16 protein-coding genes are annotated in these 20,955 nt (G+C 54.3%); 7 read left to right on the top strand and 9 right to left on the bottom strand.

Annotated elements, in window-relative coordinates:
• Positions 1-49 precede the first annotated feature (49 nt).
• From DDZ13_RS04330 to aroQ, 3 genes are all read left to right on the top strand, one after another.
• Positions 50-661: a nitroreductase family protein gene (locus DDZ13_RS04330; protein ID WP_110130194.1), complete on the top strand. Its 612-nt coding sequence runs from the start codon at positions 50-52 to the stop codon at positions 659-661.
• Between the two features lie 52 nt (positions 662-713).
• Positions 714-1,055 carry a DUF3127 domain-containing protein gene (locus DDZ13_RS04325; protein WP_110130193.1) on the top strand — a complete coding sequence of 114 codons (342 nt, stop codon included), beginning with the start codon at positions 714-716 and terminating at the stop codon, positions 1,053-1,055.
• An 84-nt stretch (positions 1,056-1,139) separates the two neighbouring features.
• Entirely contained in the window at positions 1,140-1,577 is a 438-nt protein-coding gene (aroQ, locus tag DDZ13_RS04320; protein ID WP_110130192.1) for a type II 3-dehydroquinate dehydratase, read from the top strand.
• Between the two features lie 129 nt (positions 1,578-1,706).
• Here aroQ and DDZ13_RS04315 read toward each other — a convergent pair whose 3' ends face one another.
• The 3 genes from DDZ13_RS04315 to DDZ13_RS04305 all read right to left on the bottom strand — a co-directional run bounded on the left by DDZ13_RS04315 (position 1,707) and on the right by DDZ13_RS04305 (position 6,947).
• Entirely contained in the window at positions 1,707-4,232 is a 2,526-nt protein-coding gene (locus DDZ13_RS04315) for a DEAD/DEAH box helicase (RefSeq protein ID WP_110130191.1), read from the bottom strand.
• A gap of 128 nt (positions 4,233-4,360) precedes the next feature.
• On the bottom strand, positions 4,361-5,767 hold the full coding sequence (gene argH, locus DDZ13_RS04310) for an argininosuccinate lyase (RefSeq protein WP_110130190.1): 1,407 nt from the start codon (positions 5,765-5,767) through the stop codon (positions 4,361-4,363).
• A 37-nt stretch (positions 5,768-5,804) separates the two neighbouring features.
• Positions 5,805-6,947 (bottom strand): type IV pilus twitching motility protein PilT, encoded by a 1,143-nt coding sequence (locus DDZ13_RS04305; RefSeq protein ID WP_110130189.1) that lies wholly within the window; start codon positions 6,945-6,947, stop codon positions 5,805-5,807.
• Positions 6,948-7,047: 100 nt separating this feature from the next.
• Between DDZ13_RS04305 and ribB the strand changes: the two genes are divergently transcribed.
• Positions 7,048-8,163 (top strand): 3,4-dihydroxy-2-butanone-4-phosphate synthase, encoded by a 1,116-nt coding sequence (gene ribB / locus DDZ13_RS04300; protein WP_110130188.1) that lies wholly within the window; start codon positions 7,048-7,050, stop codon positions 8,161-8,163.
• Between the two features lie 13 nt (positions 8,164-8,176).
• Here the strand turns inward: ribB and DDZ13_RS04295 are convergent, their stop codons facing one another.
• Positions 8,177-8,647, bottom strand: a complete 471-nt coding sequence (locus DDZ13_RS04295; RefSeq protein ID WP_110130187.1) for a hypothetical protein — start codon at positions 8,645-8,647, stop codon at positions 8,177-8,179.
• A gap of 185 nt (positions 8,648-8,832) precedes the next feature.
• On the opposite strand from DDZ13_RS04295, the gene DDZ13_RS04290 reads away from it, so the two are divergent.
• Positions 8,833-10,650 carry an SLC13 family permease gene (locus tag DDZ13_RS04290; RefSeq protein ID WP_110130186.1) on the top strand — a complete coding sequence of 606 codons (1,818 nt, stop codon included), beginning with the start codon at positions 8,833-8,835 and terminating at the stop codon, positions 10,648-10,650.
• Positions 10,651-10,852: 202 nt separating this feature from the next.
• Here DDZ13_RS04290 and DDZ13_RS04285 read toward each other — a convergent pair whose 3' ends face one another.
• Both DDZ13_RS04285 and DDZ13_RS04280 read right to left on the bottom strand, forming a co-directional pair.
• On the bottom strand, positions 10,853-11,074 hold the full coding sequence (locus tag DDZ13_RS04285; RefSeq protein WP_146209231.1) for a hypothetical protein: 222 nt from the start codon (positions 11,072-11,074) through the stop codon (positions 10,853-10,855).
• A gap of 792 nt (positions 11,075-11,866) precedes the next feature.
• Positions 11,867-12,280 (bottom strand): RrF2 family transcriptional regulator, encoded by a 414-nt coding sequence (locus tag DDZ13_RS04280; RefSeq protein ID WP_110130282.1) that lies wholly within the window; start codon positions 12,278-12,280, stop codon positions 11,867-11,869.
• Between the two features lie 180 nt (positions 12,281-12,460).
• Here DDZ13_RS04280 and gyrB point away from each other — a divergent pair, with 180 nt between their 5' ends.
• Together gyrB and gyrA are read left to right on the top strand one after the other, a co-directional pair.
• Positions 12,461-15,001, top strand: a complete 2,541-nt coding sequence (gene gyrB / locus DDZ13_RS04275; protein WP_110130184.1) for a DNA topoisomerase (ATP-hydrolyzing) subunit B — start codon at positions 12,461-12,463, stop codon at positions 14,999-15,001.
• A gap of 136 nt (positions 15,002-15,137) precedes the next feature.
• Entirely contained in the window at positions 15,138-17,636 is a 2,499-nt protein-coding gene (gyrA, locus tag DDZ13_RS04270) for a DNA gyrase subunit A (RefSeq protein WP_110130183.1), read from the top strand.
• A 23-nt stretch (positions 17,637-17,659) separates the two neighbouring features.
• On the opposite strand, the gene DDZ13_RS15440 is transcribed toward gyrA, so the two are convergent.
• The 3 genes from DDZ13_RS15440 to DDZ13_RS04260 all read right to left on the bottom strand — a co-directional run bounded on the left by DDZ13_RS15440 (position 17,660) and on the right by DDZ13_RS04260 (position 20,896).
• Complete coding sequence (locus DDZ13_RS15440) at positions 17,660-17,806, bottom strand: hypothetical protein (RefSeq protein WP_158279787.1); 147 nt, start codon at positions 17,804-17,806, stop codon at positions 17,660-17,662.
• Positions 17,807-17,996: 190 nt separating this feature from the next.
• On the bottom strand, positions 17,997-19,022 hold the full coding sequence (locus tag DDZ13_RS04265) for a hypothetical protein (protein WP_146209230.1): 1,026 nt from the start codon (positions 19,020-19,022) through the stop codon (positions 17,997-17,999).
• Between the two features lie 497 nt (positions 19,023-19,519).
• Positions 19,520-20,896, bottom strand: coding sequence for an MFS transporter (locus tag DDZ13_RS04260; protein ID WP_158279785.1), 1,377 nt, complete (start codon positions 20,894-20,896; stop codon positions 19,520-19,522).
• Positions 20,897-20,955 lie beyond the last annotated feature (59 nt).

Raw genomic sequence — 20,955 nt, 5'->3', positions numbered from 1 at the left:
AAAAGCACAGTAGCTTGACCTCGTGGAATAAGCGACCTCTGATATAAATATGGACACTCTATCAGCGATTCGCGAGCGCCGCTCGGTCAAACACTTCGATCCCGAACACGAAATGACGGAAACGGAGATCAATGGTTTGCTGGAGCTGACCCTGCTCTCCCCCACCTCCTTCAACATGCAGAACTGGCGCTTCGTTGTCGTCACGGATCAGGCGAAAAAAGACGCCCTGCGCGCGGCCTCCTGGAATCAGGCCCAGGTCAGCGAGGCATCGCTGACAATTCTTATTTGCGCCGACCTCAACGCCCACGTTGATGCCGAGCGCTATTGGGTCAATGCGCCGACAGCTGTCCGCGAAGTGCTGGTGCCGATGATTGCTCCTTTCTACGAAGACAATCCCCAGTTGCAGCGGGATGAAGCCATGCGCTCCGTAGGTATCGCCTCGCAGACACTCATGCTCGCGGCCAAGGCCATGGGCTATGATTCCTGCCCCATGATCGGTTTCGACCCGGCCAAGGTGGCTGAGATTATTGATCTCCCGGAGAACCACCTCATCGGGATGATGCTCACGATCGGCAAGCCACTGAAAGATGCCAACGCCCGGGGCGGGCAACTGCCGTATGAAGACGTTGTCTTTCGCGATGGTTTTCCAAAGAAGGCCTAGTTCGGGCTAAATTTGTTTTGCTTCCAGCTCCTGCCCTAACTTGACTCGCGCCATGTATGAACTCAGCGGAACGGTAAAAAAGATCTTTGAAGAGAAAACTTTCAGCAGTGGCTTCAATGTCAGGGAATTCGTCGTCACAACCGATGCGGATAAGTTCCCACAGGACATTTGTCTCCAGTGCGTCAAAGATAAGGTCGAAATGGTCAACAAACTGAAAGAAGGCGATAAGGTTAAAGTATCTTTCGACCTTCGGGGACGCGAATATCAGGGCCGTTACTTCGTCAACCTGAACGCATGGAAAATCGATTACGGCGCGGCCGATTCAAGCGGAAGTGATGAGCCTCCCCCCTTTGACCCGGCCGACGAGATTCTCGACGAAGAACCACCATTCTAACAACGTTCCGTTGTTGATTTCCGATTCATAATTTCCGATGCTATTATTGTGACTTTTAGAAAAGTGTAATCCCGCATCCCGTAAATGAAACGCATCGTCATCATCAACGGTCCCAACCTGGATCGCCTCGGGCAACGCGAGCCCGGCATTTATGGCGACCAGACATTGACCGACCTCGAAAACCTTCTTGTGGAGGAAGCGGACAAGCTGGATGTCGAAGTTCAGTTTTACCAGAGTAATCACGAAGGTTTCATCATCGATGAAATCAACAATGAGTATGCCGACGGCGAGGTCTTCGGTTTGATAATCAATCCGGGCGCACTAACTCATACCAGTCTGGCGCTGCGTGATGCACTCGCGGGTTGCGACCTGCCGGTTATCGAAGTGCACATCAGCAACATTTATAAGCGGGAGGAAATCCGGCAGCACTCGATGACTGCGGAAGTCTGCCTCGGGGTCATCTCCGGGCTCGGTTTCGACGGCTATGTGGCGGCACTTCGCCATCTTGCCAAGCTGGATTGAGCAATCACAGGAAAGACACCTATACCAATCTGGTGATGGAGCCGAGCCAGTCCACTGGCTCCCTTTTGCCTCAGAGAATGGCAGAGGACTGCCATAGCTACAAATTATACCAGAATCAATTCGAAGAGGTTACTCCGCTGGCAGTAAGCGGGCCAACTCTTCCAGGTCGCCGAAGTGCTCGCTCAGATCCTTGGCGCTACCGAGGTGCCCCAGCGTATTTTCGAAAATCTCACGCTTCTCCTGTTTCAGTTGCTGGATCCGTTGTTCAATCGTGCCTTCGGTAATCATTCGATAGACGAAGACACGGCGATCCTGCCCGATCCGGTGCACACGGTCGATCGCCTGGTTCTCCACCGCCGGGTTCCACCATGGGTCCAGGAGAAAAACATAGTCGGCGGCGTGGAGCGTGATCCCTGTGCCGCCCGCCCGCAAGCTCACCAGCATGACAGCCGGACCCGGATCGCTCTGAAAACCTTCGACCGGTTTGGCCCGGTCTTTGGTTTCCCCGGTCAGTTCGTATAATTTAATTTTTGGGAATGCCTCGCGGATAAGCGGCTTGATCCGCCGCAGCAGTTGCACGAACTGACTGAACACCACGATTTTACGTTGTCCATCGCCCTCCAGGGCCTCGCTCAACCGGGTAAGCAACATCTGCACCTTCCCGCTCTGGCCAACCTCAGCCTCCACTTCTGGAATAAGACCCGGATCACAACACACCTGACGAAGGCGAGTGAGCAGTGAAAAGAAATGCATGGTGTTGGTCTGCATGGCCACTTGCAAATCGTCACCCAACTCATCACGCCCGCGTGCAAGCAAGCTCTCATAAGTCTGACGCTGAAGATCGGTGATCGGACAAATCAGGTCCATTTCCATCTTGGGCGGCAATTCGGTACCGACCTTGTCTTTCTGACGCCGTAAAATGAAAGGTGCGATCTGCCGACGGAGCCTTTTCTCGAAGGTCTGCCGAAGTTCAACATTCGGCGAATTCACAAAATCCTCGAAATAGCGGCGGCTTCCGAGCAGCCCGGGCATGAGAAAACGGAAGAGCGTCCACAGGTCGAGCAACCGGTTCTCGATCGGGGTACCAGTCAGGGCCAAGCGACATTCTGCGTTTATCGCGCAACATGCCTGCGTCACTTTGGCCTCCGGATTTTTGATCTGCTGGGCTTCATCCAGAACAGCGTAGCCGAAACGGGCTTGATCCAGCAGATGTTTGTGTCGTCTTAGCTGGGTGTAGCTGGCGATCCATAGTAACGGGCCTTCCTCGCTCTGATGGGAAAAATCCTCCCCGCTTCTGAGGACAGCAGTTCTCATTCTGGGATACCAGCGCTTGGCTTCGCTTTCCCACACCGGCACGACGCTGGCCGGACAGACGATGATACTGTCGGCCTCCTTAAAAGGATAATACTCAATTAAGCTAAGGACCTGCAGGGTTTTACCGAGCCCCATCTCGTCGGCCAACAGCCCGTGACACCCCTGATGGCGTAAGTTCGCCATCCAGCGAACCCCGGTTTCCTGATAGTGCCGAAGAAAGTCCGGCAGCTTTTGCTCTTCACTGGCGGGCTCCTCGACCAGTGCGGCCCGCCAGGACTGCAGCTCATCCTCCAAATCCAGTTCGGCCCCGCGCTCACTGAAGAGTGAAAAAACCATGTAGCGCGGCCACTCCTGTGCTTGATCGGCCGCGGCAGCTCCCGAGACCCGCCAGGCAGCCAGCGCTTGCGACTGTTCTTCCGCGATACGCACTAGGCCGAGTCCCCTCACCACATGCGTGCCACGACCACTGCGTGTGAGCGCACGGGCGTCTTCCGGATCAAGCCACTGCCGTCCGAGCTTCAGACGCCAATCGATTTGCATCCGGTCACGCCCTTTGGCCTTAACCCGTCCGACAATCTTCACCTCACGTGCTCCCTCGGCCATGAGCTGCGTCTCCATGTCCAGGTCCACATAGCCGAAGACGGATTCCCACCGCGGGAGCGCATGTTTGAGAAATGGCGCGATCTGCTCGATATCGTTGAAGATAAAATCATTACTCTGGCCGCGATAAACAAAGCCCGCATCTCTCGCCATTCCGGTCAAGCGGACGAGCAATTCCCGCTCATCACTGACCAGAGGTTGCTCGTCATTACGAAACGCCACCTCTTTACTGAAGTCGGGATTCGTCCAATACGCGGTCAAGCGGAGCCCGGAGCGTAAACCCGCCAGACGGGGCGTCAGCCGGCGGCCGGGGCGTTCCTCTTTCTTTTCTTCCCGAACAGGTTCGCTTCGCTGCTCCCGGTCGGGCTCGTCCTTATCCTTAGGTTTCGATTCGTAGGGAAGCGGGGCAATTTCGTCCGCAATGAGTTCCTCAATCTCGTAAAGCCCGGCGACAGCGACGGAGCGGCCCAGCAATTCATCTTCGGTCGAACTTCGAACGTGAGGCCCTTCCTTGGTCCATTCGATCACAGAGTAGCAGGTGTCTTTCCGGGCAAAGGTACAGTTCACGATCGCCTCCTCATTCGACAACTCGACTCCTGAGATCAAGCCTTCCCGATAAAGCTGGCGACCGCGCCGTAGTGCGTCTTCGTCAAAGCTTTGCTCCCAGTCGTCACCTACATTGGCAAACCATACTTCCAGTGCAGCGGGGTTGAAAATACGACTGTAGGCACGAGTGGGCATGAGATACAATGAACCGCACACCCTAACCTTTTCCCGACTACAGCAGCAAGGCCTTTGTTGGAAAGCGTACGTAAAATAAAGTTGTCGGCCCAGAGTTTATTGCGTCAAGGCAACCTGAGCTACGCCGCTTATTTGGAAGCTTGCTTTCGCCAATACGCAATCCGTGCAGCAACCTGCTCCGGGCCGGGCATGCCGGGCTTCTCCCGGGCGGCGAGTGCCTGCTGAAGGTTAAAGACGTTCGTCCAATCTTCTTCCAGAGCCTCGTGCACCTGACGCGCTTCCTCAAAGGGAAGCTCGTTTAACGGAACATCCAGTTTTTCACTGAGTGAAACCAGTGCACCGACCACATGATGCGCCTTGCGGAAAGGCACGCCCTTGTTGACCAGATAATCAACGACATCGGTGGCCAGCAGCAAGGGGTCCGCCACCGCGGCAGCGCAACTTTCCGGCTGCGCCTTCACTCCGGGCAGACAAGCCGCCACCGTATCGAGCATCAGCGTGACTTGATCGAAACAATCAAAGACCGGCGGTTTGTCCTCCTGCAAATCCCGGTTATAGGTGAGAGGCAAGCCCTTAACCATGGTCAGAAGCATCTGCAGATTCCCGTTTAAGCGCGCGGATTTCCCGCGGATCAGTTCAAAGGCATCCGGATTTTTCTTCTGTGGCATCAGGCTGGAGCCGGTGGTAAAGGCATCCGGTAATCTGACAAAGCCGAACTCGGCACTGCTCCAGAGGATGAAATCTTCGGAGAGCCGCGAAAGATGAACGCCAATCGTGGCGCAGGCCGAAGCAAACGCGATAAAAGTATCCCGATCACTCACTGCATCCATGCTGTTCTGTGTGATCTGCGGCTCGCCTCCCGCATCAACGAAGCCGAGCTCCCGCGCGACAAATTCCCGGTCAATCGGCAATGTCGTGCCGGCAATCGCGCCGGAACCGAGCGGACAAACATTAGCCTGCTTTTTAACGCCAGCTATTGCCGTTCGATCGCGATCAAACATCTCCACGTAAGCGAGAAGGTGGTGTGCCATGGAAACCGGCTGAGCGCGCTGCAAGTGTGTATAGCCCGGAATGATCACCTCGCTGGTTTTATCCGCCAGATCGACCAGTGCCGCGATCACCGCAGCCAAAGAATTTTCGATTTCCGAGCTGGCGGATTTGAACCAGAGCCGCATGTCCGTGGCCACCTGATCGTTCCGGCTTCGCGCGGTGTGAAGTTTTGCCGCGGCCGGCACTTCGGCGGTGAGCGCCTGCTCGATGTTCATGTGGACATCCTCCAGCGCGGGATCCCACTCAAATACTCCGGCTTCTATCCTGGAAAGAATCTCATCAAGACCGGACTGAATGGCCTGGCATTCATCACGGGTGATTAAGCCGACATGGGCCAACATCCCCGCCTGAGCCTTGCTGCCCTGCACATCAAACGGCGCCAGTCGATGATCAAAAGATACCGACTCGCCGATGCGCACCATTAAATCGGCCGCACCTTCCGAGAACCGCCCGCCCCAAGTTGCCTGCTTTTTCGCCTTTGACATGGTGGTAGGATTTTCAGGCACGACGCCTTTGGCAAATCTAATCCAAACGATTCACGATTGCCGCGTCGTTGGCATGGGCAATCGCCTCCTCCTTCGTGATGGTGCCCTCATCGACAAGATGGATCAAATGCTGCTCCAGCGTGTTCATCCCCTCATTCAAGCCTGTTTCCATCTTACCATAGATCTGGTGCAGCTTCGCGCTGCGAATCAGATTGGCCGTGCCAGCATTGTTGCGGAGCACTTCAAAAGCCGGAACGCGGCCATGTCCTGTCTTGCGGGCAAGGAGTTTTTGGCTGATGGCAAAGGCTAGTGAGAAAGATAGCTGAGCCGCAATCTCGGATGACCTTGAATCCGGAAACATATCCACAATACGACTGAAAGTGCCTTTAACATCCTTGGTATGCAGCGTTGTCAGAACAAGGTGCCCCGTCTCTGCCGCAGTAAGCGCAAGCTGGGCGGTCTCAGTATCACGGATTTCACCGATGTAGATAATATCCGGATTTTCACGAAGTGCGCTCCGAAGCCCCGAAGGAAAGGTTTTCACATGACGACCCAATTCACGCTGGGAGATCAAAGCCTGTTCACTTCTAAAAACGTACTCAACCGGATCCTCCAGTGTGATGATACGGTTTTTCCGGCTTTTGTTGATGTAATCAAGAATACTGGCAATCGTAGTGGACTTACCGCTGCCGGTAACACCGGTGACTAAAACCAGACCTTGTTTGAGCTTAACCAAATCCTGCCATGCCTTGTCATTCATGAACCCGATTTCATCCACCTCGGGAATATGCTTTGGCAACATACGCATGACGCAGGCCATACCGTCGCGATCACGAAAAATATTGAGCCGGAAATTGATATTTTCATCGGTCCATTCATACCCGGAATCAATATCACAGGCCTGGTCGTTAAGAAGATTTTGCCGCTGGGTTTCCGAGATCAGTGGGAAAATCAGTTCGCGAATCAAATCCTCCGTCAAGACTTCACCATCTTCCAGTGTTTCCAGGTCACCATCGTAGCGGTAACGCACCGGCTCACCGACCTTCATATGCAAGTCGGATATGCGGGGAATCCCGTCAACTTCCAATTCCGGGTCTGCGAAACTATGCAGTAAATCTATAATGCTTCTGCGTTCACCTTGAACGTTGTAAACTTTCTTATTGGGGTCGTAGTCGGACATATGCGTTAAACTTCACCCACTAACCTGTGAATGGCAAGCGCCGGAATCGTGAAAAGACGATTGCGCCATCGAAAAACTATGGAATCGTGATAGCACAGAAATGACTGCAGAGAAACACAGTTCAAATGCCTTCGATAGCGTCGAATCCGCGATTCAGGATATCGCCGAGGGCAAAATGGTAATTGTCACCGACGACGAGGCCCGCGAAAATGAAGGTGATCTGGTGATGGCGGCCTCGATGGCGACACCACAGGCCATCAACCAGATGATCCTTCATGCCAGAGGACTGATTTGTGTCCCCATGCTGGCCCATCAACTTAAAAAACTGGGCATCAATCCGATGGCTGCGGAAAACAACGAGTCCCACCAGACCGACTTTGCGATTTCCGTGGACGCCGCCGAGGGGATCACGACCGGCATCAGCGCCTACGACCGTGCCGAAACCATCCGCATCCTGGGCAATCCAGATTCCGAACCGGATATGCTCGTGCAACCGGGCCATGTCTTTCCCCTCCGGGCGAAACCCGGCGGCGTCCTACAGCGGGCGGGACACACCGAAGCGGCAGTCGACCTGGCCCAGCTAGCCGGATTAAATCCAAGCGGGGTGATTTGCGAAATTCTGAATGAAGACGGGAGCCTCGCACGCCTGCCCGACCTGATTGAGTTCAAGAAAAAACATGACCTGAAACTCATCTGCATTGCCGATTTGATCGAGTATCGCCACACCCGCGACAAGCTCGTCGAACATCTCCTGACGCGTCCGTTCGAATCGGAGTTTGGCACCTTTGATCTGCATATTTTCCGGAGCGTATTGAACGATCGCCAGCATATCGCACTCAGCATGGGACAACTGGATGAAAGACCGACTCTCGTCCGTGTGCAGAGTGAGAACCTTTTGGGAGATATCTTTCGTTCGAAAGCCCTGGGCGGTTACAACTCCCTGAACAAGGCAATGGAGATGATTGCCCAGAAGAAGCACGGTCTCCTCCTTTACATTGAACAACCCCAGGGCGGAATACGTGTCATAGACGGGAAAGATGAAGCGGCCCTAAAGGATGTCGGCCCACGAAAAATGGATTTCCGCGATTATGGTATCGGCGCCCAGATTTTGGTCGAACTCGGCCTGAAAAAGATCCGCTTGCTCTCCAGCACGCAGAGAAAAGTCATTGGCCTCGATGGCTACGACCTGGAGATCGTCGAACAAATCGAAATCTGACCTACAATCTGACCTATTCGACCGTCAGAACTTTTCCGGTATTCCCGTTGGCCAGCGTAAATGAATCGCCGGGCTTTCTTTCCAGCAATCGTCCAGCCAGTGGCGAATGAGAGGTAATGACAGTGACCTCGCCCTGCTCGGTTGGCACGACATGGCCGCCGGCCACACCGGCAAAGAAGAACCATTCCGGACCGGCACCAAAATCACAGCTGAACAACGCGCCCAAGCCGACCCTTTGACTCGGTTTGAGCAGATCTTCACGCTCTGATTGCAGCTCCTGCACGCTCTCCGCCCATTGGCGCGCTTGACTGGCCTGACCTGCCGCTAGATAGGAAGCCTCAAGACCCTGCGTGTCCCATTGTGACTCTGCCCGGGACTCCTCGTTGGTTGCATAATCCGCCGCATCTTTGGAGGCTTGTACCGCATGCATACACTCCTCTCGCAGTGTCTCGATCAAACGATTAAAAAATTGAGACTTGTCCATGGGGTAAACAGTGAGAATCTGTAGTAAATGAATCTATAAAAGTGACTTTATCTGTATCCCGTTGCAAGAACGCAACTCCGACTTATCGAACAACCCTTTCACATTACCATTTTTCTGCTTCTCTGTGAGTATGACCAAGCCGGTTCTCACAGGTGGATTCCGTACCAACGAGCCCGCCCCCTGAAATGACCTGGGAAATTATTTTTGTATTCGCCCTGCTGCTTTTTGCGATCGTCAGCTTCATTCTGGAAAAAATTCCGGCTGATCTGACCTCGTTGACCGTTTTCGGCGTCCTTATTTTTGTCGGTATGCTCACAAAAAGTGCGGAGTTGCCCAGCCTTGAGGCCACGCTTGCCGTCTTCGGAAACTCTGCACCGATCACAATTGCCGGTATGTTTATCGTCAGTGCCGCGCTGGAGCGAACCGGCGCGATCGATTTGATCACCGCTTATTTAAGAAAGCTCGTCCGCATCCCCTACCGCGGCTTCATCTTTATCATGGTCATTGGCGTGGCCGGGGTTTCCGCCTTCGTGAACAATACCCCCGTTGTCATCGTGCTCATGCCGGTGATGCTCTCGCTTTCCCGGGAAATGGGGGTGGCTTCATCCAAACTACTCATCCCTTTATCCTATGCCTCGATTTTCGGCGGCACCTGCACGCTTCTCGGCACCAGCACCAATCTTCTTGCCAGCGGGATACTGCGGGATGCCGGGCACGACCCCATCGGCATGTTTGAGCTCTCTGCGGTCGGACTGCCTATTCTCGCCTGCGGATCGATCTATCTGGTGCTTTTTGGCAACAAACTCCTCCCCCACCGGGAGACGCTGACGTCGATCCTGAGCGACGAGGAACGCAAGGAATTTATCACAGAAGCCTTCGTTGAGCCTGACTCCGAACTGCACGGCCAGGTCGCGGCCGAAACCCGGCTGATGCGGGTTCGCGGTGTGCGCCTCCTTGAAATCGTCCGCCACGGCATTGCGGTGCCGGGCAACCCGGCCGAACAAAAGCTGCAATACGGCGACCGCCTCGTCCTCTCCTGTCGCCCCTCCGGCATTGCGGAAGCACACTCCAATAAAGGCATTCGCCTGCCCAAGGAACTCTCCGAAGGCCTGCAGACCATTGCCACCGACGAAGGCGCCATTGTCGAGGGCGTCGTCGCCCCCCATGCCAGCATCGTCGGCAAAACCCTCGGCGAAATCAATTTCCGGCAACGCTTCCGTATGGTGGTGGTCGCCGTGCACCGAAAAGGCACCAACCAACGTGAACGCCTCTCCAGCCTCCACCTCCAGGAAGGGGACACGCTCCTGATGATGGGCTCGACCAGCGCGATCGACATGCTGGCCAACAGCGACGACATCATCATTCTCGATCGCCCTCGCGTACCGGCACGCAGCGTGCGCTCCCGCATGCCCCTGGCAATCGGCACCGCTGTCGGTATTGTCACCCTGGCCACCATGAATCTGGTGCCCATCGTAGCCGCTGTCGCTCTGGGTGTCGCGTTCATCATGCTCACAGGCTGTATCCGACCCAAGGACGCCTACGAATCCGTCGAGTGGTCGATTCTGGTCATCATTTTCGGTATGCTTGCACTGGGGCAGGCCATGGACAGCACCGGCGCGAGCCAGTTGATCGCCGGCACCATGGTCGGACTGATCGAAAGCTTCGCACCGGAGCATTTGCAGGCAGTCATTATGCTGGGCGTCGTCTATTTCATTACCTCTGTATTCACTGAATTTTTATCCAACAACGCCGCTGTCGCCTTGATGGTCCCGATCGCACTGGGCATCGCGGCGACTCTGGGGGTCGATCCCCGCCCCTTTGTCGTAGCTTCCTGCATCGCAGCCTCCGCCAGCTTTGCCACTCCCATCGGCTATCAAACCAATACTTACGTTTACGGGGTCGGTGGTTACAAATTCCTCGACTTCACCCGGGTCGGTCTCCCCCTGAATATTATCTGCTTTACCGTCACGGTGTTTGTGGTTCCGGTGTTTTGGAGTTTTTAATTTAGCTTTTACTCATCCATCCGGCCGAGAAAGGTACAGGCTTCAGTCAATCAGCTAGCCTCATCTAACCTAACTTCGAAAAAAGACTTACCACTTTGCTGAGGTCGTAAAGAATACACTGCCTGGGCTCTAATCGAGACTTATTCTAGGCACTGTTCTAAGGTAGCTTCAATATAGAAACGAGGGACAAGCTTTGCGCTCATTAATCAAATTTGGTGTAGCCAAAGAGGTCGGCACGCCGCACTTCAACTTTTTTGAGTGGGCACATGGCGAGAAGCTGCAGTTGAAGATTTTCAAACAAGTTCTGTATGTTCTGCGCACTCACGATTTCATGGGAAACACGCGCGGTATCGATGTGAGATGTTTTCTCGCCGAACGGATGGTTACAATCCTCTCGCCCCAAATGAGAGCTTGCTTGCTGCACTCGAACAACGACCAAGTTTATAGTTTCGTCGCCTCACCACCAAGATAGGGACCTAATATGAGCTGGTTCGACGCAATACTACGCAGAACAGCCAACCTACCGGAATTAGCGATCTACCGAACTCGGAGCGTCGAGATATTTCTCGCGGCCCTACTTCTTGCGATTGGACTCATCTACTGGCTGATGCCAGCACGTTCCCAAAAAAGAGTTACTCAACGTTTCCTTTGATGCATCTGCTCCTCTCTTTCTTCTAATTGATGCTGCCTGGCAGGAACATTCCGGCGTTTCCGCCTATTCACTTCACGCAGGTTCAATTCGCCAAACCCAAACCCTGACAACGGTCCTTGTTGCCGATGCAATTTGCGCATCTTCTGCGTGGGAATTGGATAGCCTCACAGAAAACGGAATCGTAGCGAAAGACTGGCAACAACACTTCCCAAACGGGGCGTCGCGGCACTGCGCAAAATACAGCCGATTATCTGAGCTTCCTTTTCAGCCCTCAAGCGCATCAATATATAAAAGATGCTGGCTTTCACCCGACGAATTCGGGTGGCTCCGACACAGGCACCAGGGCATCAATGTCAATCCCATCTCTCTTTGGTGACTGGCAAAATGCCATCGATCAACATTTAGCAGAAGGCGGCACCTATCTCCGCCTCATTGCCTATCGTACCGCACGATCGGGCGGTAGCGAATAAAACAGGATTACGGATAACCGACGGTCCTGAATCAAGCGGAAGTCGCTTTCACCCTTGTTCTGCTCGTAGAACTGCACGCAGAAAAGATGCAGGTCTATATATAATACATCTCACCCGGGTCGGAGACCACCATATCGTCCAGCGTGTAACTGCCGATTTTTTCCTCCAGACAAGAACTGATCTCGCCCCAAATCTCCGCCACTCTCTCGCCGGAATGACCGCCGGCCTCGAAATGACACTCCATATGCTCCGGATCGATGGCTGTGACAATATCGGCCAATCCAATTTTTTCCGGTTCCCGGGCCAGGGCATATCCGCCCTGCTTCCCACGCTTACTGGTAATTAAACCCGCATTTCTCAGCTCGTTCAGAATCTGAACGAGGTAGTTCGCCGGAATGTTCTCTGCCTCGGATAACGCGTCGATATGCGCCAGTTTCGACTGCCCTTTGGAAAGAGCCAACTGGGCCAGCACACGACAGGCATATTCAAGCTTATGAGACAGTTTCACGCTCTTTAAGTTAGGCTCTTTACCTAAGAAGTAAACTTGATTTTGCAAAACCGGCTCCAGCAGACTGGCCTGTAGACTTAAACTATTGTCCAACAAATAGATAGGTCCCTTCAAAAAAAAGCCCCTTCGGGTAACTTTTTAGTGGTCAGAAGCGCGAAGAACCAATAATTTTTTGTGCTTATGTCAGATCAAGAAAAGCCCGAGAATCTATCCGAAAAATCCGCGCCCGAAAGCGCGGGTGCCGACGTTTACGATTCATCCAAGATCCAGAAGCTGGAAGGCCTTGAAGGCGTCCGCAAGCGCCCCGATATGTATATCGGTGACACCAACGAGCGCGGCCTGCACCACTGTGTCTTCGAGATTGTCGACAACTCGATCGACGAGGCACTGGCCGGGCACTGCTCGCAAATCACGGTGAGCATTCACAACGACGGCTCCTGCTCGGTGGAAGACGATGGTCGCGGCATCCCGGTCGACATCCACCCGAAATACAAGATTCCGGCGCTTGAACTGGTCATGACGAATCTTCACGCCGGCGGTAAATTCGGCAAGGGCGCCTATCAGGTCTCGGGCGGCCTGCACGGGGTCGGCGCCAAGTGCGTTAATGCGGTTTCGGAATGGTTTGAAGTCGAGGTTCGACGTGAGGGCAAGGTCCACAAAATGGAATTTTCCCGGGGCATCACCACTTCAAAGATGAAGGTAATCGGCGACACCAAGCGCACCGGCACCCGCATCGCATTCTTTCCGGATCCGGAGATCTTTCTGACTACCCGCGAGTTCAAAGCCGAGCTTCTGGCCAAGCGTCTGAGGGAACTGGCATTCCTCAACCCGGGCATTAAGATCCGCTTCGTTGACGAGCGCAACAACCGTCAGGACGATTATTTCTTCGAAGACGGCATCGCGGAGTATGTCGCCTATTTGAATGAGAATAAATCGGTCATCCATGCGGATCCGATCAGTTTTCACGGTGAGGCGCCGACCCCGAATCCGGATCTGGACGCCAACATTGTCGTCGATATCGCGCTGCAATACAACGATAGCTACAACGATCAAATCTACGCTTACGCCAACTCGATTCACAATATCGAGGGTGGCACCCACTTATCCGGCTTCCGCACGGCACTGACGCGTGTCATCAACAACTATGCGAAGCAGAACAACCTGATCAAGGACAAGGACCCGAACCTTTCCGGCGACGATACCCGCGAGGGCTTGACCGCCGTGATCTCGGTCAAGGTGCCCGAGCCCCGCTTCGAAGGCCAGACCAAGACCAAGCTTTCCAACGGTGAAGTCGATGGCATCGTCCAAAAAATCACCGGCGAGGAACTGAAGTACTACTTTGAGACGAACCCTCAGGTGGCCAAAAAGCTCATCGATAAATGCCTGCACGCCGCCCGCGCCCGCGAGGCGGCACGCAAGGCCCGCGAAACTGTTCGTAAGGGAGCCCTTTCCGGAGGTGGCCTTCCGGGCAAGCTGGCCGACTGCTCTTCCCGCGATCCCGAAGTATCCGAGCTTTACATCGTCGAGGGTGACTCTGCCGGCGGCTCCGCCAAGCAGGGCCGTGATCGTGCCACCCAGGCTATCCTGCCACTCCGCGGCAAGCTGCTGAACGTGGAGAAAGCCCGCTTGGACAAGGTACTGGGCAATAATGAAATCCGCGCGCTCATCACAGCCGTCGGTACCGGCATTGGCGATCACGAAGGTGACGGTGCCTTTAACATCGAGAAGGCCCGCTACCACAAAATCATCATTATGACGGATGCCGACGTCGACGGCGCTCACATTCGCACGCTTCTTCTGACCTTCCTCTTCCGACAGATGAAGGGACTGATCGAAGCCGGCTACGTTTATATCGCACAGCCACCGCTCTACAAAATCAAACGCAAGCGCCGCGAGCAATACATCGACAACGATGCCCAGCTTAACCGTATCCTGCTCGAGCTCGGCACCGAGGATGTGAACCTCGTTCGCCTTCGCGACAATGCCGATCTTACCGGTGAGAATATCGACCACGTCGTCGAAATCCTTTCCCGGCTTGAGATGATCGGGCGCGGTGTGACCCGTTATGGTTGCAACTTCGCCGAGTATCTCGATCAACACGATCCGGAAACGCAGGCCCTCCCCCGCTACATCGTGCGCATCCGCACGGGTAACGAAGAAAAGTTCCGCTTCCTCAAGGACGATGACGAGCGCGCCGAATTCCACAATGAATTCGACCTCACGGATACGGACTTCACGGATACGATCCTGCAGGAAGTGGTGAGCGATGATGGCATCAAAGTGCAGCAACGCATTTCACTGCACGAAATTTTCGAGTCCACGGAAATGACCAAGCTCCTGCGTGAAATCGCCCAGGCAGGCATGGACGTGAAGCAGTTTTCGGCCTCCGACGAGCCGCGCTACCACCTGATCGAAAACAAAGGTGATGAGAAGAAAGAGAACATCATCGAACTGCACTCCATCATCGAACTGGTTGAAAATATCCGCAGCCTCGGTCGACGCGGCCTGCAGATCCAGCGCTATAAAGGTCTCGGTGAGATGAACCCGAAACAACTCTACGAAACCACCATGGATCCGAATACGCGGCGCCTCCTGAAAGTCGATATCGCCGACGCCGCGCTGGCCGACGGCATCTTCACCATGCTGATGGGCGAAGATGTCCCCAGCCGTCGAGCCTTCATCGAAGATAATGCGCTCAACGTGTCCAACCTGGACGTCTAGATTGAACACGCTGAGGGTTTTAATGTGCAAAGGTGCGAAAGTGTGAAGGTAAAAGAAACAACCTTCCGTCTTTCAAACCTTCCCACCCAAAGTCCTTCCCACCTTCAAACCTTCCCACTTTCCCACCTCGTAAGAAATGTCCGAAAAACCTCCCATCGATCCTAGCATTCAACGCGCCGAGCCGACGTCGATTACCGACATCATGCAAACGGCCTACATCGATTATTCGATGTCCGTCATCGTCAGCCGCGCCCTACCCGACGTGCGTGACGGCCTCAAGCCGGTCCAGCGGCGTATTCTTTACGCGATGCTCCGCGAGGGCCTCCTTCATAATCGCCCGTTCGACAAATGTGCCGGTGTGGTTGGGGAAGTGCTGAAAAATTATCACCCGCACGGCGACAGCTCGGTTTACGACACCCTCGTCCGTCTCGCCCAAAATTGGGTGATGCGCCACCCCCTGATCATTCCGCAGGGCAACTTCGGCTCGATCGACGGCGACTCCCCGGCCGCCTACCGTTATACGGAATGTAAACTCGAGAATATCGCGGAAGATATTCTGCGCGATATCGATGAAGATACGGTCGATTTCGTGCCCAACTACAAGGAGAGCTCAACCGAGCCGTCAGTCCTCCCGTCCGCCCTGCCCAATCTCCTGATGAACGGCTCCACCGGTATCGCCGTCGGCATGACGACGAATATCCCGCCGCACAATCTCAACGAAATCATCGAGGCGACCTGCGCGATCATCGACGACCCGAAAATCGAGCTCGACGAATTGATCCAACTCATCCCGGGGCCCGACTTCCCGGGTGGCGGTTTCATCCACGGTAAGTCCGGAATCGAGAGCTACCTCAAGACCGGACGTGGCATTGTTCGCACACGTGGTATTGCCGAGGCGGTCGAATCCGGAGGCAAGGAGCAGATCATTATTTCGGCGATTCCATACAATGTAAACCGCTCCTCACTGGTTATCCGCATCGCCGAGTTGATCAAAGATAAAGCGATAGACGGCATTGCCGACCTGCGCGACGAGTCCACCGAAGAGACGCGAATCGTCATCGATCTCAAGCGCGGTGCCATCCCACGGGTGATTATCAATCAGCTTTACAAGATGACTCCACTGGAAAGCTCTTTCGGCGTCATCCTTCTGGCCCTGGATAACAAGCGGCCCAAGCAGATGAACATCAAGGAGATGCTCAACTGCTACATCGACCACCGCCGCGAGGTCATCTTCCGCCGCACCGCTTTCCGCCTTCGCAAGGCCGAGGCCCGTGCCCACATTCTGGAAGGCTATAAACTGGCCCTCGATAACCTGGACGACTTCGTCAAGATCATCCGCGCTTCGAAGAACCGCGATGAGGCCAAACAGGCCCTCATGGCGAAGTACCCGCTCAGTGAGATCCAGACCAATGCGATTCTCGAACTGCGCCTCTACCAGCTCACCGGCATGGAGCGCGGCAAGATCGAGGAAGAGTACCTCGCTCTTATGGCCCTGATCGAAGAGTTGCGCTCCATCCTCGAAAACGAGCAAAAGCTGCTCGGTGTGATTAAGGACGAGCTCGGCGACATGAAGGAGAAATACGGCAACCCGCGCCGCTCACAGGTGCTGGCCGTCGACGGCGATCTATCCATGGAGGACCTCGTGCCGAACGAAGGCTGCATGATTACCTTTACCCACAAGGGCTTCATCAAGCGCACCTCCCTGGACGAATACCGCTCGCAGAAACGCGGCGGCAAGGGCGTCATCGGCTCCGGGCAGTATGAAGATGACTTTGTCGAACGCCTCTTCACGGCTTCCACCCACGACTACATCATGTGCTTCATGAACAGTGGCCGGGTTTACGTGGAGAAAGTCTACCACATACCGGAAGGCTCCCGAACCGCCAAAGGCCGGGCGATCGCCAACGTGCTTGAATTACAGGAGGGAGAGCGCGTGGCCACCACCATTTGCGTGAAAGACTTCGAGGAAGGTGATGAGTCCATTGTCCTCGCCACCGAAAAAGGCGTGGTCAAAAAGACCAAACTGGCCGACTTCAAGAACTACCGTAAGGGCGGGATCATCGGGATCAAGATCGACGAGGGCGACAATCTTGTCGGAGCCCGCCTAACCGGCGGTGAAGATGAAATCTGCCTCGTCACCTCGAACGCGCAGTCCATCCGGTTCGCCGAAACTGATCTCCGTGATCAGGGACGCGCCACCCGCGGCGTCCGCGGCATCAAGCTGAAGAGCGAAGACGACAAGGTGGTCGCCATGGAAATCGTCGATCCCGAGGCCAAACTCCTCATCGCCGGCGCCAACGGCCTCGGCAAACGTTCCGAGTTCAGCGAATACCGCACCCAGTCACGCGGCGGCTCGGGCATCATCGCCATCAAGTCCGACAAGGTGGCCGGTGCCCTCTCCGTCACCGACGAGGACGAGATCATGATGTTCACGCTCAAGGGCCAGGCCGTCCGCTCACCGATCAAGGATGTCCGCATCACCGGACGCGCGGCCGCCGGGGTCAAACTCGTCAATCTGGGCGATAAGGACGAGCTCATCGGCATCTCCAAAGTCATCGCTTCAGAAGAAGACTCCTCGGAGGAAAATGAGGCCGAGGATGAAGGCGAAACCGCAGAGGAATCGACTGAAGAGTAACGGATGTAACCGTTAATATCTTTTTACACAAAGGCCGCTTCAATTGAAGCGGCCTTTTTTGATGCGCCAACCAGCGGAACCTCCGGATGCACAAAAAGGGGCAACAGCGGATGGCACGAACTTAAGATCGTCCAGCGAAGTCGCACCGCTTTAGCCGTACGATCAATCATGTCAGCTTTATCGTTTGCTCTAGCGGGCAGCCGTCTGAAGGGGCTTCGTTTAGACTACCTACGCTGGAGAGCAGACTGCCCTACGATGGCGAATCGCATTAGCGGCACGGAGGCCTAAAGTTAGCAACATTCGGATCAAAGGCCAAATGTAAAGATTCCGGGACCCGATAAAAGAGAGCGATATACGTCCTCATTCGGCGGGCGACTCCGGACGGGCCTTGGGCTTCAGATTAGCAAGCCCCTCGAGATCGAATAATAAAGGAAGCGCCTCTCCCAAACCTTCCTTGCTTTTGTAGCGCTCCAGTTTCGTGCTGTAGTGAATTGCCATCTCTCCGACATAGACACTCATTCCATAGTCAGTCCATTTCGTGTAAGGATACTTCCCCAGAAAAAGCCCCTCAACCTTTGGATCCGCTTCCTTGGGTAGAAATTCGAATGTGGCATAAAAAGCACGAATTCCATCCGGCCCCTCCCATGTCACGCTGGCAAACGGGTTAACGCCACTATAGTTAATTCGATTGAGTCTTACTGGCATCTCCATCTTGGCGGGGTTATGGATAAAATCCTTAAGATAGCTGGGAAAATTGGACAGCTGTTCATATTCTTGAATAACCGCCCGGAATTGCCGGTTGAATGGGCCCGACAGCTTCTTGATCTGCTTGTTCAGATCCTTATCACGCAATTCCAGCTCTTCCTTGAAACCCGACCGCTCTGCCGGATCCTTCATACGGTACATTTTCAGCCTCATTTCCTGATTCTTAACTTTCCAATGGGCACGCCTGGCAGCTTCAAGATCACCAGCCGCTTCGTGGGCTGCAGCAGATTCCTTGTAAGACTGTAAACTCCTCAAAGCTATATTCAGAAGTTTCTCATCAGCAGGTCCTCTCTCGTAGGCCTGCAGCGTATCCGCAACAGCATTCTGCTCCAAACGTAAATCGCCGATCACTTCCATTCGTTCCGAAGAGATCTTCTCACGCTCAAGAGCAGCTAATCTGACATCGTGAAGCGCATATTCAAACTCCAGGTAAGGCTCTGGAACCGGTGCAGGTTCTGGTTCTTCAGCCGCGGCGGATTCTGACTCAACAGCTGCTTCAGACTGAGAAGGTACAGGCTGAGGCGGAACATCTCCTTCGCGGTCATCTTTCTTACCACAACCGGAGAAAAACGTTATCAAGATAGCAAAAACAAGGACGAAGGTAAATCTATGACGTTTCATATATAATGTTCGAAAGCACACGGCCTGAAGCTCAGGAGAACTTTCGACAGCATGATGATGCAATAAAACACTCATAATGGGACCAGGGGGTCGAGCGCACAATATTAAGATTCCGCCCGATGAAAGTCATCGTGGTTTATGGAAACAATGACCGCGCTGCCAATCACTATCTGCGCAAGCGGGATCTCGACATAGTACTAAAAACAATATCGAAGTCCGCATTATTGCCTTTGAGGGCCGACACCAAGTCCCACCTACAGAACACCAGATTATGGCCTTTCTCTGGCTGCTCGATAGCGCTGCAGTGGAGGAACTCAACACGATCGAAGTTCTCAAGTCCCCTCCCGCACCCGGGTTTGGAGAATTAGCGCGCTAACGTTACCAGCTTCGCGTAAAGCTTATGGGGATAAATACGCCTGCCATTCCCATTCAGAGTTATGACCAATTTCTGGTATACTGTTTCCGAACCGCAGTCCTCAACAAACTCCTTAGTCACCCTAGCCTTGAACCAATTTCCTCTGTGGATTATCCGCCCACAGCGCAGCCACTGCCAAAGCGGCAGCAAAAAAAGCGGACACGATGAATGCGATGCGGTAATTCCCCAGGAATGAATCCGCCATACTGAACAGGAATGGCCCTACGGCACTGGCGATGACAATCGTCGTCATGAATAATCCGGAAATGGCCCCGAGGTGTTGGCGGCCGAAAAATCGCGGCCAAATGATAATGGATAAGCCCGAAAAACAGCCGCCTGAAACGCCGAAACCAAGCACGTGCAACCAGGAAATTTCCGGGTAAGTGCCAAATCCGACACAACCGTAAGCCAAGGCTCCGGAGATACCCATGATACAAAGCAAGTATTTGATTCGTATGAAGGAGAGGTCAGTCACCCAGGAAATCGCGATCCCTGAAACAATCGATACCGCTGCGCCCGGAACGAACAGCTTGAGAATGAAATCATCACTCACACCAATCTCTTCGCCGATGGCGAGAATGTGAAAGGTGAAGGCCGTGATAACGAGACCGGAAAGCGCAAACATCAGCGTAAAGGCCCAGAAGGCAAAGGTTCTTGCCGCTTCCGGGCGGGTAAAGTCCCGGTGCACCATGGCATCCGGATTCATTTTTCGCGGTTTGCTGCTGGCACCACCGTCCATTTCCAGACCACACTCCTCCGGATTATCCCGAATAAAAACCCAAAACAATGCCGTCATCACCAGCAACAGAACAGCTGCCATAACCTGCCAGGCACCCTGCCAACCTACGTCCCGGATCAAATACTCAAAGCTGAGAGGTGCCATGGAGAAGGTCAGCGAAACCACCGCCCCGCTGACTGCGATGATCAGGCCACGCTTCCGGTCAAACCACTTCCCCAGGATGGCTCGGGAAGCGAGCGTCACCATCCCCTGACCGGTAAAGCGCAACAAGGCAAAGCCAAGCGCCAGGCAGATGAAACCGGGTAACCAGATCCTGAAATTGACCACGGGGATGTAAGCCGCCAGCAAACTGATCCGATCCACAAAACTCATTCCCAGAAGCACGAAGCCGAGCGCCGCCACGGAGTAAACCAGAGCTTTACGCCCGCCCACACGGTCAAAAAACTTGCCACCGGCCCCGAGAAAGAGAGCGCTGAGGAAGGTACCGATCATATAACTCACACTCAGTTGCATGGAGGTCAGCCCGAGCACCTCCATCAAGCGGGTTTTGAAGACACCGACACCAATCGTCTGACCGGGCATACTCGCACAGACACCAAGGGTGGCGAAAAATGCCAGCACCCATCCGTAAAAAAAGGGAAAACACGCAGGACGCACCGGAAAATCCGGGTGCCAGATCCGCGAGCCCTGAGCTGGTTTTGTATCTGCCTGGGATTGCACGAGAGCCAAAAGGCCCGATCACGCCTTAAAGGCAATGCGTGAATCGTATTATTTTTCCA

This window comes from Coraliomargarita sinensis (assembly GCF_003185655.1).
Lineage (GTDB): Bacteria > Verrucomicrobiota > Verrucomicrobiia > Opitutales > Coraliomargaritaceae > Coraliomargarita_B > Coraliomargarita_B sinensis.
Note: the sequence above shows the minus strand (reverse complement) of the source record. Positions and strands in the feature narration are given on the sequence as shown.